The sequence below is a fragment of the Pseudomonas sp. RL_5y_Pfl2_73 genome (assembly GCF_963970515.1).
Taxonomy (GTDB): Bacteria; Pseudomonadota; Gammaproteobacteria; order Pseudomonadales; family Pseudomonadaceae; genus Aquipseudomonas.
Genome location: NZ_CAXAPD010000033.1, coordinates 1 through 15,207 on the forward strand (window position 1 = coordinate 1; position 15,207 = coordinate 15,207).

Below are 15,207 nucleotides of genomic sequence, written 5' to 3' on the forward strand. Positions count from 1 at the left end.
CCACCGGCACCGTGACCGTCGATGCGCCAACAGACGACGTCTATAAAGACGCCGGCAAAGTCGAAGTCAGCATCGACAACGCCACCGGTGGTAACTTCGAGAACCTGGTTCCGAGCACTACCCCAGCAGCGACCGATGTCACCGACACCATCGACAACACCACTGTCAGCATCACCGGCAGCACGTCGGTCACCGAAGGCCAGACGGCCACGTATACCGTCAGCCTGACGAACCCGGCACAAACCGAGGTGACGCTCAAGATCGTCTACAGCGGCACCGCCGCCGACGGCACGGACTTCACCGGTGTCTACACCGTGAAGATCCCGGCCAACGCCACCAGCGCCACCTTCAACGTAGCAACGCTGGACGACAAGATCACCGAAGGCACGGAAAACTTCGTGGTCAAGATCGACTCGGCCACCGGTGGCAACTTCGAACACCTGGCGATCAGCGGCACCAACGACAGCGTCAGCACCTCGATCATCGACAACGATGCGCCACCGGTACTCGACCTGGACGCCAACAACTCCAGCGGTAAAACCGGTGCCGATTACCAGGTAACCTTCACCGAAGGCACCACCGGCCCGGGCGTGTCCATCGCCGACACCGACCTGACCATCACGGACCCGGACAGCACCATGCTGACCGGCGCCACCATCGTGTTGACCAACCGTCAGCCCGGCGATGCGCTGAACCTGGGCAACAGCGTCAACGGCATCAGCATCAACGCCAACAGCACCGACGGCAAAGTCGTCCTGACGCTGTCGGGCAATGCGACGCTGGCCGACTACATGCAGCAGATCAAGAACATCAGCTTCATCAACAACAGCGAAGATCCGAGCACCGTACCGCGCATCATCACCGTGACGGTGACCGACGGCGCGAGCTACTCCAACACCGCCACCACCACCGTGAACGTGGTCGGGATCAACGACGCGCCAGTGACCACTGGTGGCTCGGTGACTGGCACCGAAGACACTTCGCTGGTCCTCGGCTGGTCGACGTTCGGCATCAGCGACGTGGACAGCGCCGCCGCCAGCCTGGGTGTGAAAATCACCGGGCTGCCGAGCGACGGCAAGTTGCAGTACCTGGACGGCGCAACCTGGAAGGACGCGGCCAACAACCAGACCTTCACCAAGGTTGACATCGACGCTGGCAAGCTGCGCTTTACCCCCGATGCCAACGAGTCCGGTGCCAACGGCAACCCGGCCGGCGTGGGCGATCAAAAGGCCGATTACGCACACATCAGCTTCCAGCCAACCGATGGCCAGGCGCTGGGCAATACCAGCACCGTGAAGATCGACATCACGCCAGTCGCCGACGCACCAAGCCTCAATGTGGCCGGCAACAACGTGACCTCCACCGGTTTGATCAAGGAAGTCTGGACCGGCCTGTCGGGCCTGGGCACCGATGGCAGCGGCGCGCCGTCCGGCACGCTCAAGTCGGTGATCGATGCCGCCGGCACGCCGAACAGCAGCACCAACGTGACCAACGTGCAGTCCGACAGCAACGTCAACCCGGGCACTGCGTCGAAAACCTCGGGCCTGATTTTCCTCGAAGCCGGCAAGACCTACACCTTCAGCGGCACGGGCGATGACAGCCTGCTGGTGACCATCGGCGGTAAAACCGCCGCGGCAACCACGTGGGGTGCGGGCGGCCAGTTGAACGGTTCGTTCAAGCCGACCACCAGCGGCTATTACACCCTGGACATCTACCACCACAACCAGTACGGCCCGGGCAGCTATGACGTGAACCTGTCGGTCAACGGCAGTACACCGGTCGACCTGAGCAGTGCCGGCGTGCCGCTGTACACCGGCGTGACCGACCTGGCGAATGCTGGCGTGACCGTCTCCGACCTGCACGGTACCAACGGCGAAGGCTACTACGACGGCTTCAAGCTCAACGAAGGCGCCGAAGGCACCAGCGTGAACCTGTCGAAGATCACCACCGCCCTGACTGACACCGACGGCTCCGAAAGCCTGAGCGTGAAGATCGGCGGCATTCCGGAAGGTAGCGTGCTGAGCGACGGCGCCGGCCATAGCGCGACCGTGGGCAGCAACGGCGAAACCTCGGTCACCGGCTGGAACCTGGGCAGCCTGACCCTGACCCCACCGACCTACTACAACGGCCAGTTCAACCTGACCGTGACGTCGACCTCCACCGAAGCCCTTGGCGGCTCGGCAACGAGCACGGCGCAGATCCCGGTCACCGTGTACCCGGCCACCTACAATGCCATCACCGCCACGTCGGGCAGTGACAACGTCACCGGCACCGACGGCAACGACATCATCATTGCCGACATCGGCGGGCTGACCGTGGTGCCGGGGGTCAATTACAACATCGCCTTCATGGTCGACAGCTCCGGCAGCATGAGCGACTCGTCCGTCGCAGCGGCCAAGACCTCGTTGACCTCGGTGTTCAACACCCTCAAGCAGAGCCTGGGCAGCAACGCCGGGACGGTGAATATTTTCCTGGCGGACTTTGACAGCCAAGTGAACAAGACCGTTTCGGTCAACCTCAACGATCCAAACGCGTTGACGTTGCTCAAGAACGTGCTGGACACGATGGTGTCTGGCGGTGGCACCAACTATGAGGACGTGTTCAAGACCACGGCAAACTGGTTCAAGAGCACGGAGGCCCTGGGCAATACCGACGCCAAGAACCTCACCTACTTCATCACCGACGGCCAGCCGACCTATTACCAATCCGGTGAGCAAACCAACCCAGTCCTGTACGGTGGCGTGAAGCTCGACAGCCTAATCAGCACGACCAACTATAAGTTAGGCCAGACGTTCAACGCCGACCTGGATAGCACACACCGTATCAAGGTCGATGAATCCGGCAATCTCACGCTGCTGACCTGGAAACAATCCTGGGGTGGCTACTGGAGCAGTGAGGAACTGGGTACGTTGCACGCCCAAGGTGACGGCACCTATGAACTGTCGTACCGCGACGGCAGCGGCAACAGCACGTCTTCGACGACTACCAGCAACTCCCTGAGCGCCTTTGCCTTGTTGAGCGCGGTGTCTGGCGTAGAAGCCATCGGCCTGAACAAGGACGTGACCCTGAACGACCTCAAGCCCTACGACTCGGACTCGACACCACAGACCAACATCGACCCGAGCAACCTGGCCAACTCGATCATCGGCCACACCGAAGCGACCCTGCCGGGCTCTGACACGGTCAATGGCGGCAACGGCAACGACATCCTGTTCGGCGACCTGGTGAGCTTCAACGGTATCGCCGGCGAGGGCCACCAGGCCCTCCAGGCCTTCGTCGCTCAACAGAACGGCGTGGACGTCAGCAAGGTCACCACCAGCAACGTGCACCAGTACATCACCGAGCACTACACCGCGTTCGATGTGTCCGGTGCCCACGATGGCAATGACACCCTGCTGGGCGCCGCCGGCAACGACATCATTTTCGGCCAGGGCGGCAACGACACGCTCAACGGTGGCAAGGGCAATGACATCCTGCTGGGTGGCACGGGTAACGACACACTGATCGGCGGCCAGGGCAACGACACACTGATCGGCGGCCTGGGGGGCGATACCTTTGTCTGGAAGTCCGGCGACACCGGCACCGACGTGATCAAGGACTTCAAGGCCAGCGAAGGCGACCGAATCGACCTGCGGGATCTGTTGCAGGGCGAAACCGGCAGCACCATTGACCACTTCCTGAAAATCAGCACGGTCGATGGCGTGTCATCGCTGCAGGTCAGCACTTCCGGCCAGTTCAATGCGACCAACGGTGCCGCAGCGACGCCGGACGTGACGATCAAGCTCGAAGGCAACAACTGGTCGAACGTGAACCTGAACTCGTTGATCGCCGGCAGCGACCCGACCATCAAGGTCGATCACAACAACAGCTGAAGCTGACACAAGACCGTGGCGAGGGAGCTTGCTCCCTCGCTGTAGGAGCTGCCGAAGGCTGCGATCTTTTGACCTTGGTCTCGATCTTCGCTTGAGACTCTACTGGTCTTGGAAAGATCGCAGCCTCGCTTCGCTCGGCAGCTCCTACAGCGCAACCCAGCGGGATAAGTGTTCATACTCCCCCGCAGTTGGCCTATGCTGCCCAGCATGACGCCGCTTCATATATGAGGGATGCCCGATGTTTTATGTGCAACGCAATGCACAAGGCCTGCTGGTGCGCGTAGAAGCCACCGCTTACGCCGAGGCCACCGAAACCTTGCCGGCCGACAACCACGAGATCCAGGAGTGGTTCGCCAACCAGGCAGTGGAGAACAGCCTCAAGCAGCTCAAGCAGAGCGACCTGGAGATGATCCGGGTACTCGACGACTTGATCCAGGTGCTGACCAGCAAAGGCGTGATCCGCGTCACCGACCTGCCGCCGGCGGCCCAGGCCAAGCTGATGGACCGCAACCAGGCCCGGGAAGCCTTGGGCGGGTTGAGCCGGTTGATCGATGATGATGAGAAGGGGTTGATCTAGGCTGCCCACGCCATTCCAGGCAATACACAGCACCTGTGGCCATAGACTGCTCCGCTGGCCTGCATGTAGGAACTGTCGAGTGCAACGAGGCTGCGATCTTTCGCCAGACATTTGAGCCCCAAGTGAAAGATCAAAAGATCGCAGCCTTCGGCAGCTCCTACAGGGCATCAGACGAACGGGACCAATCTCTGGGGCGTAGGCCATCGCAGGCCTGTCAGCCCGCCGCTTGCACTTCCAGCCGATCCATCGCCCGCTCCACCAACAGATGCACCCCATCGGCCATTCGACTGATTGCCAGGATCACGCTGCGGCGTGAGCCGTAGACGTCATCGGCCAGGTCGGCGGCGATGGCGCTGATGGACAGTAAGTCTTCGGAGGCATTGGCCAGGAGGGTTTCGGTGTCGATGTCTGGGGCGACCATGAAGAGCTGGGCGGTTTGGGTTTTTCCCGAGGCTTCATCGGTGGGTTTGGGATTGAGGTAATAGTCGAGGACGCGCTCGGCGGCTTCGTCGAGTTTTTTGGATTTAGAGGATTTGCTGGAGTTGTTGCCAGTGTTTTCTGGCGGATTCGGAGTTACTTTGAACATGTCGTGAAGCTCCATCTGTAGAAGTGGAACCGACACCCTTCGCTTGCACGCAAATGAGGTGGCAGTTGTACGCAGGTGTGCAAGACCGGGCAGACGGAACCCCGGCAGAATCCTTCTCACGAAGAAATCTCCCACGCACAACCGCCATAAAGCGCTTGCGCGTCATCTTTTAACCGGCTTGCACGCCAGTGTCACCGTTTTTTTCAGTGACAAACCCAGACTAGCCACGAGGCAGAAGCCGGCCCAGTCGAAAGTAACCAAAGCGCTTCTGCCACCACTCGGCACCTCGCTTAGGCTCGGTGTGCCCCAGATCAAAAACAAAAGCGAGGCGGCCTTATAGCCGACCTGGTTCTTGATGGGGACCGTGTTTCTCCTGTGGGAGCGAGCCTGCTCGCGATAGCGGTGGGTCTGCTTGCATCAATGCTGAATGTGCCACCTTCGCGAGCAGGCTCGCTCCCACAATGGGATCGGAGTACGACCGGAAGAGCCAGGTCGGCTATAAGGCCGCCTCGCTTTTGCTTTTGATCTGGGGCACACAGAGCCTAGGCGAGGCACCGAGTGGTGGGGCAAGCCTTTTTTGCTTACTTTTTTTGGCGTTTGAAAAAAAGTGAGCCGCCGTAAGGGCGGAACCATTAGCAGCCGTTACCGCAGAAACGGATATGTACTCAGTCAGAAAGATAAAAGACCACCTCACCCCCAACGCTTAGGCTCACCCACCAACTGCCCCTGAACCCCAAACAACCCCATCTCCCGAATCACCGCCAGCTCCCCTTGCGTCTCAACCCGCTCGGCAATCAAGGGCAAGTCGATACTGTGAGCCGCGCGCTGGATCGCTTCGATGAACAGACGCTTGTCGCTCTCCTGGTCAATCGCACGAATATAGCTGCCATCGATCTTCAGATAAGCCAACCCCAACCGCGACAAGTTACCGATCATGCTGAAACGCCCACCAAAACGCTGCAGGCTCAGAGAGAAGCCCAACTCACGCAACTGCCGAGTCAACTGCTCCAGCACCGCCTGCTCCGGCAGTTGCTCTTCACCAATCTCCAGGGTCAAGCGCGGCCCAAGGTTGGAATGCACCCGCAGGATTTCAAAAATCTTGTTCAGCGCCTGCGGATCGGCCAAGGTCGCCGAGGACAGGTTCAGCGCCAGGGATTGTTCGTGCCCGGCCATTTGCTTGAGCACTTGCTCGAGCATCAAGCGGTCCAGGCGCGCGGTCCAACCAAAACGCTCCAACCACGGCAGGAAGCGCCCGGCGGGGATGGTATGGCCCTGCTCGTCCAGCAGCCGCGACAGCACTTTGTAATGCAGCACCACTTGGATGTCCTGGGCGGCCACCACCGGCTGGAAGTACAGTTCGAATCGCTGATGATTCAAGGCCTGGTCGAGCAGCGTGTGCCAGGCATGGTGATCATCGCCGACGCTGGCCACCGCGCTGTGGTCCAGGCAGGCCCATCCCGGCTCGCCCTGGCTTTCGGCCTGGGCCAGGGCCTGGTCGCCGAGCTGGAGCACCGCATGCGGTGAGTCGCCATGGACGAACGGCGCCAGCCCGATGGAGGCCACCGACGCCACATCCGTCGCGCCGGTCGCATGCAGGCTCGCCAACGCAGCCTCAAGATTCTGCGCCAATTGCAGCGCTTCCCCACGCACCAACCCAGGTGCCAGCACGGCGAATTCGCCACCGCGAATACGCGTGACCAGGTTGTGGGTCTCCGGGTAGCGGGCGCACTCTCGCTGCAATTGCTCGCCCACGGCCTGGAGCAACTGGTCGGTGCGCTGCCCGCCCAGGCGCTGGTTCAAACCGGCCAGGTCTTTGACCCGCAACAACAGCAGATAGCCGGAACTGGCCTGCTCCGGGTTGCTCACCCGGGCATTGAGCTGCATTTCGAAGTAGCGCCGGTTGGCCAGGCCCGTGAGGTTGTCCTGATAGGACTCAACCCGCAGTTTCTCGCTGCGCTCGGCCTGTTCCTGGAACAGCGCCTTGAGCTTCTCGACCATCTGGTTCATCGCCTGCACCACGCGGCGCAGTTCAGGCGTGCGCGGCAGCTCCGGCAGGCTCAGGAACTCGCGACGGGCGATGGCATGGGACTGGTGCACCATGTAGTCCAGCGGCTTGAGTTGACGACGCAGCAGCAAGGCCCCCAGCACCGCGCTCACGGCGCCACACAGCAACAGCCAGCCCAGGCTGCCCAGCGCGCTCTGCCACAGCTTGGCGAGGGCGAACATCGGGTGGCTGACCACTTCGACCCGCGCCGCCTGCTCCCAGCCACGGCTGACGATGGCATCGCCTCCGGCCGGTTCCAGGCCGATCAGTTTGACGAACCATTGCGGCACACTGCCGGCGTCCGGCGTGCCGGTGCGCTCGACCAGGGTCTTGTCGGTGGCCACATCGACTACGCGGATGCTGGCGTAATAGCCGCTGTCGAAGATCGAGCTGACCATCAGTTCCACCATCGCCGGGTCGTCGATGTTCGGCGTCAGCGACAACGCCAGCGCCGTGGCCGCGTCCTGGGCGTGGGAGCGCAACTGGTTGACGTATTGGGCCCGCGAGCTCTCCAGGCTGACCATGAAGCTGCCGCTGAAGGCAACCACCAGGAACAGACAGATAGCGATCAACAGCTGTTTGAACAAGGACATCTGAGCGCGCGCTCCTAGTTAGTCGTCTCGACCGGAAAACCTTCGGCCTGCATTTTCTTCAACACATCCTGCCACCGGGACAGGCGCTTGGTATCACCCACTTTCTTGTTGCCCTTGGCGCCCGGCAGCCACAGCCCTTCGGCATTGAAAGAGTAGACCGGGAGCAAGTCGGTTCGCTGGCTGGCCGGCAGGATGCCGTCGATCAGGCTGTCGAGTACCAGTGGCATCGCCTCGGGCGTGGCGTAATAGGTGAGCACCATGTGCGCACGGTTCTGCCGCAAGGCCTTGACGTAGGTGATGCGCAGCTTGTCACTGGAGACCCCGAGATGACGCAGGCTGAAATACTTGGCAATGGCGTAGTCTTCGCAATCGCCAGCCCCTTTCCACAAGGCCTGGATCGGGGTTTCCCAGTAGTCGACCTCGCGCCACAGGTCGATGTCTTCCACGTAGCGCACCTGTTTGTTGAAAAACAGGTTCACCACCTTGAGTTGTTCCCGTTCCGGGATCTGTTTCTGGGTCGCCAACAGTTGCTGCCATGCGTCGATCCGTTGCTGACCTTGACCCAAGGGACCATATAACGCTTGCGCCCGTCGGCTGATCTGCGCAAAGTCCCAGTCAGCCTGCAAGCCACCCAGCATCAGGCCGGCCAGCAACAATGCCGAACACAGCCAGCGCAAGGACCTGAGAACAGGGAAAGGTGCAGCCAAGGGAATACGTCCGAAAAGGGCCGTTGGAAATTCATTGGATGGTGACGCTTGGCCCACTAAAAGACAATGGCAAGGTGCAATCATCGCAGGCAGACTAAACTTTAGCTCAGGAACCTCCGGTCGAGAGATTTTGACGGTTCGCTAACCTGTAACTAACGTGTGCCTGGATCCAATTTTCACTACCAATCAGGGTGCGTTGTCGTGACACAGAAGCCCAAACCCTTAAGCACTATCCCGATCAACGGTCCCATTCCCGCAGATCAGGCACGCTCGATCATCGAAAGCTCTCTGCGCGAGGCCATCCTCGACGGACGCCTGCCCAGCGGCACCGCCCTGCGCCAACAGGAACTGGCCGACCTGTTCGGGGTGAGCCGCATGCCGGTCCGCGAGGCGTTGCGTCAGCTCGAGGCTCAGTCGTTGCTCAATGTGGTCCAGCACAAAGGTGCCGTGGTGGCCCCGCTGATTACCAGCAATGCAGTCGAGACCTACGCCCTACGCGCAGTCTTGGAAGCATTCGCCTTGCGCTTGTCCATTCCCCTGCTCGATGGCGACGACCTGACGCTGGCGGCCCAGTACATCGAGCAGTTGGAAGTACAAACCGAATACGCTGAAATCGCCAAACTCAATCGGCTGTTCCACCTGTCGCTTTATCACAAGGCACCCAACGCCAAGCTGCTGGACCTGATCGAGCACGAACTCAATGAAGAAGAGCGCTTCTTGCGTTTTCATCTCTCGTCCATGGGGCTGGGCAAGCTGACCCAGGACGATCACCGCGCCATTCTCGCCGCCGCGGCGGCCAGGGATGTCGATAAAGCAATCGCCCTGCTGGAGCAGCATCTGGAAAAAGCCTCCGTCACCATGCGCCGGTATCTGGAGCAGACAGGCCACTGACCTGCCGTCGGCCAACCGGCCGGCGTAAAATTTTCTTACATATCCCTCCTACGTTTCTTGCCTGCCCTGGTGCGGCCCAGCCGTGGCTGCGATTCGCCACAGCATCAGTTCAATGGCACTGCCGGCGATTTACGCTCACTCTTGCGTCCATCGATTCAAAAAACAGACTCGCAGAAGTCAACGCCTGGCTGAGGCCTGGCGAATCGAAGCCAGTACGCAAGGAGCGTCGTCCAACCGGCGGGATGATCGGATGTCCGACCGACGTCCTGCCCATAACATAAAACTTCTCAATCCCCGATCCCTGAAGTGCTCCGAGTGAGGCATTCACTCGAACTATTCGATTCTGATACCCCTAAATCGGAAGGAGCCTCTTCGTCTCAATAAAGCTTATTTAATAAGTTTTAAAAGCCCTCTTCGCGCCCAATAAAAGCCCAACTTTAAATAATCAAAAAAGGCACTTGCAACTTACTTACTCGATGTATTAGTTTTTATTCGCCGCGTTACTTACGGCCCTTTCGACTTGCGACAAGCTCAGCAAATACAGGCATCAAAAGCTGAATTAACGATTAACAGAGAATGCTTAAGCCCCTTGGGCAATTCATGGATTCCGGTTCAGGCACCCGCTCGCCTTCATTAACTAACGAGCCGCCTTCCGGACAAAACATCATTGATGAGGACGTTCCAATGCAGCCATCCAAAGAACAACTATCTCTGAAGCTATCGCTACAAAAACGCGAACTTGGCCAACACCCGGTTTTTTCCGAGATTACATCAATCGATCTGTTACGCCGCTTTATGGAAAGCCATGTCTTTGCCGTCTGGGACTTCATGTCGCTGACCAAGCGACTGCAACGCGAGCTCACCTGCGTCCACCTGCCCTGGCTGCCGCCAGCCGACCCGCACGCGGCACGCCTGATCAATGAAATCGTGCTGGGAGAAGAGTCGGATGACCGCCCCGGCGCAGGCTATTGCAGCCATTTCGAACTGTACCTGGACGCCATGCGGGAAATCGGTGCCGATACCCGCGCGATCGAGCAATTCATCACCCTGCAACAGGAAGGCGTCAGCCCCGAGACTGCGCTGGACAGTGTCGATGTCGAACCGGCGGCGGCACGGTTTGTCCGCCAGACCTTGCACACCGCCCTGCACGCCCCGGCCCATAGCGTGGCCGCCGCCTTCGTGCACGGTCGCGAGAGTGTCATCCCGCAGATGTTCCAGCGCATGTTGGACGCTTGGGGCATTGGCCTGGATCAAGCGCCGACGTTTCGTTATTACCTGCAACGGCACATCGAAGTCGACTCCGAAGACCATGGCCCGGCGGCAGAAAAGTTGTTGGCCCGGCTGATCGATGGCGACCCGCAGCGCGAAACCGAAGTGCTGGCCGCCGCGCTCGCTGCCGTACACAGCCGCACAGCCTTGTGGGACGGCTTGCGCCAGAGCATGGCCCAGCCGGTTGCACAGGTGACGCCATGAACGCCGTCGACTACCAATCCTTCGCCGACGCTTGGGAGACCCGCGCCACGATCCGTACCCGGCCACGGCGCCGGGTCGAAGACGACGACAAGCTGATCTTCCCCATGAGCCGCCAGCCGCTGGTGCACAGCCAGACCTTCCTTAGCCACTGTCCGCAATTGCGCGACTTTGTGCTGGTGCAGAGCCTCTACAAGTTCATCAACGACGTGGTGATTTTCGAGACCGAGTTGGTCGACCACACCGCCCGGCGCATCGCCAAGAACCGCTTCGGCATCGAGTTCCCATTCGCTTGCCGCTACGACGCAATGACCGTGGTGGTGGACGAGGATTACCACGCGCTGGTGGCGATGGACTTCATGCAGCAGACCATCGACATGACCGGCATCGCACCGATCCCGTTGCCTGGGCAGATCGAACTCAGCCGCGCGATACCGGCGACCCTGGCCCAGGCGCCGGAACATTTGCTCAGCGCCGTGGAACTGATCTGCATCGCCATCGCCGAGAACACCGTGACCAACGAAGTGGCGGCTTTCGCCCGGGACGACTCAGTCAAGGCCTCGATCAAGGGGCTGATGGCCGATCACTTGCTCGACGAGGGCCGGCACTCCGGTTTCTGGACGCGACTGGTGCAGATTTACTGGCGCACCGCGCCCGAAGAGGACCGCGCGGCGATTGCGCGCTTGATGCCAGGCTTCATTGTCCAGTACCTGGCGAGCGACCTGCAGCAAGCGTTCGACTTCGAGCTGATCGCGCACCTGCCCGTCGACGAATCGGTACGCCAGTCGCTGCGTGAAGACGCCAGTGCGCTGGCCTACCCCATCAATCGTTTTCACCCATTGGTGGGCAACATCACACGCTTTTTCCGCAGCAGCTCGATGCTCGCGTCCCCCTGCGTAAACGCCGCCCTCGCTGATTACCTGACCCCATGAGGACCTTTCGATGAAACGCCTCGAAATTGCAGTGCCTGGCACCAGCCAGGCCATGGCCGAACTGGCCCGGGAACTGGAGCTGCACGGCCACGGCATCGTGGATCGGCAATCGCCGGCCAGCCACGGCGCGGTCGACCTGTTGATCGACGACGGTACGACAGCGCGAGCCATTGAAGCCCGCTCACGTCTCCAGGTGCGCGTGGTGCTGCGCACGCTGCCCGGCGAGGTATTGCCGCAACCGGTGGTGATATTCCGCGACGGCGCGCAGCAGCTGTTATGCCAGGAGGTGATTGCGCCGCAACCCGATGGCAACGGTCAGTCCCTGCGGTTGCGTACGCTGACGACAGTGGTCGAGACCGGCGCACGGCTGGTCAGCCAGTTATCCCGGGATGACACCTGCTTCGATCACTGGCCGACAGTGCACGCTGACGCTGTCGACCCACCTCTGCTCGGGCTCGATGCGCTGGAGCCGCTGGCGTTCGAACACGGCCTCAATCGGCCGCCAGTACCCTGGCTGCTGGCCGCCGCCGACGTGCCGGTGATGCACAGCATCGAACAGCGCATGCTCGACGACGCGACGCAACCGGCCCTGTGGCTCGATGGACAACTCATCGACTACAAATCCCTGCGCCGCCTGGCGCTGAGGTTGCAACAGCCGATGCTGGAAATACTGCAGGGCGCCGGACCGGTAGGAGCAACAAGAGCAGGACCTGTGGGAGCAAGGCTTGCCCGCGATGAAGACACCGATGCTCTCAAGCAAACCGCGTCACCGGTCATCGGGGGCAAGCCTTCCTCCCACAAGGTGATCGGTGTCTGCCTGCCCAAGTCCGCACACCTGTATGCGGCGATCCTGGCGGTGCTGGGCTGCGGGGCGGTGTACCTGCCGCTGGACCCACAGCACCCGGCGCAACGTCGACGCTTTATCCTGGAAAATGCCCAGGCAGACCTGCTGCTGCACGACGGCGACAGCGACCTCGGCGACCTGGCGTTGCCAACGCTGAATGTCCATCAACTGCCGGCGCCCATGCCGGGCATCCCGGCCTCGCTGATTCGCCGTACGGTGGACAGCGACGAACCGGCCGTGGCGATCTACACCTCCGGCACCACCGGCCAGCCCAAAGGCGTGCTGCTCAGCCACCGCAACCTCAGTCACTTCTGTGCCTGGTACGGCGACTACGTCGGGTTGCAGCGCGACAGCCGGGCGTTGCAGTTTTCCACCATCAACTTTGACGCGTCGCTGCTGGATATCCTGCCGACCTTCATCCACGGCGCCTTGTTGGTGGTGCCCTGCGAAGACCAGCGCCGCGATCCGCAGCAATTGGTCGCTTTGATTCACCAGCAGCACATCAGCCACGCCTTTCTGCCGCCTGCGCTGCTGAGCGTCATGCCCCTTGATGCACCGCTGGGCCTGGCGCACCTGATCACCGGTGGCGATGTCTGCGAGCCGTTCGTCATCGAACAGCTTGCACCACAATGCCGGTTCCACAACATTTACGGCCCGACCGAAACCACGGTACTGGCGACCACGCGACAGTTCGCCGGCGGCGACAACAACCGCAACCTCGGCGCGCCCATCGCCAATGGCCGGGTGCTGATCCTGGACGAACAACGGCAACCGGTTCCCCAAGGTGTCCCCGGCGAGCTGTACATCGCCGGCCCGGGCGTCGGGCTGGGTTATTTGAACGACCCGACGTTGACCGCGACGCGCTACCTCGACCTGACGCTGCCCACCGGGCAAGTGCTGCGGGTCTATCGCACGGGTGATATCGGCCTGTGGACCGACAACGGCATCGAATTGTGTGGCCGGCGCGATAACCAGGTGAAAATCCGCGGTTTTCGGGTAGAACCCGAGGAAATCGAGCACTGCCTGCGCGATAGCCAGTTGTTTCGCCAGGTGGCGGTGGGGGTCGATGAACGGCGGCGAATCCTGGCGTTCCTGGTTCATCCAGAGCACTCCGGCGACGCCCTCCAGGCGCTGCGCGAGCATGTGCAGAACAGCTTGCCCAGCTACATGCACCCGGCCGCCTACGTCGAATTGCCCAGCCTGCCCTACACCAGCAACGGCAAGGTCGATCGCCGGGCCTTGCTCGCCATGGCGGTGCAAGTGCAGGTCGATGGCCAGCGACGCCAGCCGCAGAACGCCCTGGAGACACAATTGCAGCAATTGTGGGCCGAGCTGCTTGAACTGCCGGTCGAAGACATCGCCACCGACGAAAGCTTCTTCAACCTCGGGGGGCATTCGATCCTGTTGTCGCGACTGCTGCTGAGCATCCGCCAGACGTTCGGTCGCAGCCTGTCGATCAACCGCTTCATCGAAGCCCCGACGCTGATGACCTTGGCCAAGTTGCTGGACGACCCGGAACACAGCAGCGCATCGATCCTTAGCCCCCAAGCCTTCATCGATGCCGAGGCCGAGCTCAACCTCGACCCGCTGCCCATCAGCCAATGCGGTGATGTGCACAAGGTGGTGGTGACCGGCGCCAACAGCTTTCTCGGGGTGCACATCGTCGAAGCACTGCTGGCCTGGGGCGCCACCGAAGTCGCGTGCCTGGTGCGCGCGAGCGCTGAACACAGCGCGGCCGAGCGCTTCTCCCAGGCCCTTCAGGACAATCACCTGACCCACCTGGACCTGGAGCGCGTCAGTGTGTACGCCGCCGACATCACCCAACCGCAATTGGGCCTGCCAGACGACGTCTACACCCGCATCGACCGCACCTTCGGCGCGCTGGTGCACAACGCTGCCCACGTCAACCATGTGCTCGACTACGAGTCCCTGGCACGGGACAACGTGGAGCCGATCTTCGAATGCCTGCGCCTGTGTGAAGGGCGCAGCAAGAAAATCTTCAATTTCGTCTCCACGCTTTCTGCCTCCAGTGCCCTGGACGCCGACGGCCAGGTGCTGGAACAGCCTGCCGCCGAGACGCCGCCAATCTACATCAAAAACGGCTACAACCTGTCCAAATGGGTCGGCGAACGGATCCTGCAGCGGGCCCGGGATCGCGGGGTGTGGGTCAATCTGTTCCGTCCCGGCAACATCAGTTTCAACAGCCTGACCGGGGTCTGCCAGCCCCACAAGAATCGCTTGATGCTGATGATCAAGGGCTCGATCCAGCTCGGCCAGGTGCCGGAGCTGTCACTCAACTTCGACCTGATGCCGGTGGATTTCCTGGCCCGCTTCATCGCCTTCCACGCCAGCCGATACCAGCCGACGCAAGCGGTGTTCAACCTGCACAACCCACAGCCTTTGAGCTGGGACGCTTATGTCGCGTCGTTCCGCGACAGCGGCCGGGAGTTTTCGTTGGTCAGCGTCGCCGAGTGGCAACAGCAATTGGCTCGGGTCGATGCCGACAATGCGTTGTTTGGCGTGTTGGGTTTCTACCTCAACGGCTTCGAGGAAGACATCGGCGACATCTCGTTGATCAGCCATGACAACGCCCGCGCGGGCGTGCGGCAGATGGGCGCCAGCTACCCGGAAAAATCCCCGGCCCTGCTGCGGCGCGGCGCCGATTATCTCAAGGCCATCGACTTCATCTGA

At 61.2% G+C, this 15,207-nt stretch carries 9 protein-coding genes; 6 read left to right on the top strand and 3 right to left on the bottom strand.

Features of this window, described 5'->3' with window-relative positions:
- Together AACY42_RS24405 and AACY42_RS24410 are read left to right on the top strand one after the other, a co-directional pair.
- Positions 1–3,872: immunoglobulin-like domain-containing protein (locus tag AACY42_RS24405; RefSeq protein ID WP_339482855.1), on the top strand; the 3,872-nt coding region annotated here is incomplete at its 5' end.
- A gap of 238 nt (positions 3,873–4,110) precedes the next feature.
- Positions 4,111–4,449, top strand: a complete 339-nt coding sequence (locus AACY42_RS24410; protein ID WP_339482857.1) for a tryptophan synthase subunit beta — start codon at positions 4,111–4,113, stop codon at positions 4,447–4,449.
- 214 nt (positions 4,450–4,663) lie between these two features.
- Here AACY42_RS24410 and AACY42_RS24415 read toward each other — a convergent pair whose 3' ends face one another.
- The 3 genes from AACY42_RS24415 to lapG form a co-directional block, all read right to left on the bottom strand.
- Positions 4,664–5,035 (bottom strand): DUF6124 family protein, encoded by a 372-nt coding sequence (locus AACY42_RS24415; RefSeq protein ID WP_339482858.1) that lies wholly within the window; start codon positions 5,033–5,035, stop codon positions 4,664–4,666.
- Positions 5,036–5,725: 690 nt separating this feature from the next.
- Positions 5,726–7,672 (bottom strand): cyclic di-GMP receptor LapD, encoded by a 1,947-nt coding sequence (lapD, locus tag AACY42_RS24420; protein WP_339482860.1) that lies wholly within the window; start codon positions 7,670–7,672, stop codon positions 5,726–5,728.
- Positions 7,673–7,686: 14 nt separating this feature from the next.
- A complete protein-coding gene (gene lapG, locus AACY42_RS24425; RefSeq protein ID WP_339482862.1) occupies positions 7,687–8,379 on the bottom strand; it encodes a cysteine protease LapG in 693 nt (230 codons plus the stop codon).
- A gap of 201 nt (positions 8,380–8,580) precedes the next feature.
- On the opposite strand from lapG, the gene AACY42_RS24430 reads away from it, so the two are divergent.
- From AACY42_RS24430 to AACY42_RS24445, 4 genes are all read left to right on the top strand, one after another.
- Positions 8,581–9,270, top strand: a complete 690-nt coding sequence (locus tag AACY42_RS24430) for a GntR family transcriptional regulator (RefSeq protein WP_339482864.1) — start codon at positions 8,581–8,583, stop codon at positions 9,268–9,270.
- 684 nt (positions 9,271–9,954) lie between these two features.
- Positions 9,955–10,743 carry a DUF3050 domain-containing protein gene (locus AACY42_RS24435; protein ID WP_339482866.1) on the top strand — a complete coding sequence of 263 codons (789 nt, stop codon included), beginning with the start codon at positions 9,955–9,957 and terminating at the stop codon, positions 10,741–10,743.
- Complete coding sequence (locus AACY42_RS24440; RefSeq protein ID WP_339482868.1) at positions 10,740–11,672, top strand: diiron oxygenase; 933 nt, start codon at positions 10,740–10,742, stop codon at positions 11,670–11,672. The genes AACY42_RS24435 and AACY42_RS24440 overlap by 4 nt, the downstream gene beginning before the upstream one ends.
- Positions 11,673–11,682: 10 nt before the next feature.
- A complete protein-coding gene (locus AACY42_RS24445; RefSeq protein ID WP_339482869.1) occupies positions 11,683–15,207 on the top strand; it encodes a non-ribosomal peptide synthetase in 3,525 nt (1,174 codons plus the stop codon).

Bases quoted from the DNA above. Each gene is read 5' to 3' on its own strand.
- AACY42_RS24410 (WP_339482857.1), top strand. From the start codon at position 4,111: ATGTTTTATGTGCAACGCAATGCACAAGGCCTGCTGGTGCGCGTAGAA.
- AACY42_RS24415 (WP_339482858.1), bottom strand. From the start codon at position 5,035: ATGTTCAAAGTAACTCCGAATCCGCCAGAAAACACTGGCAACAACTCC.
- lapD (WP_339482860.1), bottom strand. From the start codon at position 7,672: ATGTCCTTGTTCAAACAGCTGTTGATCGCTATCTGTCTGTTCCTGGTG.
- AACY42_RS24435 (WP_339482866.1), top strand. From the start codon at position 9,955: ATGCAGCCATCCAAAGAACAACTATCTCTGAAGCTATCGCTACAAAAA.
- AACY42_RS24440 (WP_339482868.1), top strand. From the start codon at position 10,740: ATGAACGCCGTCGACTACCAATCCTTCGCCGACGCTTGGGAGACCCGC.
- AACY42_RS24445 (WP_339482869.1), top strand. From the start codon at position 11,683: ATGAAACGCCTCGAAATTGCAGTGCCTGGCACCAGCCAGGCCATGGCC.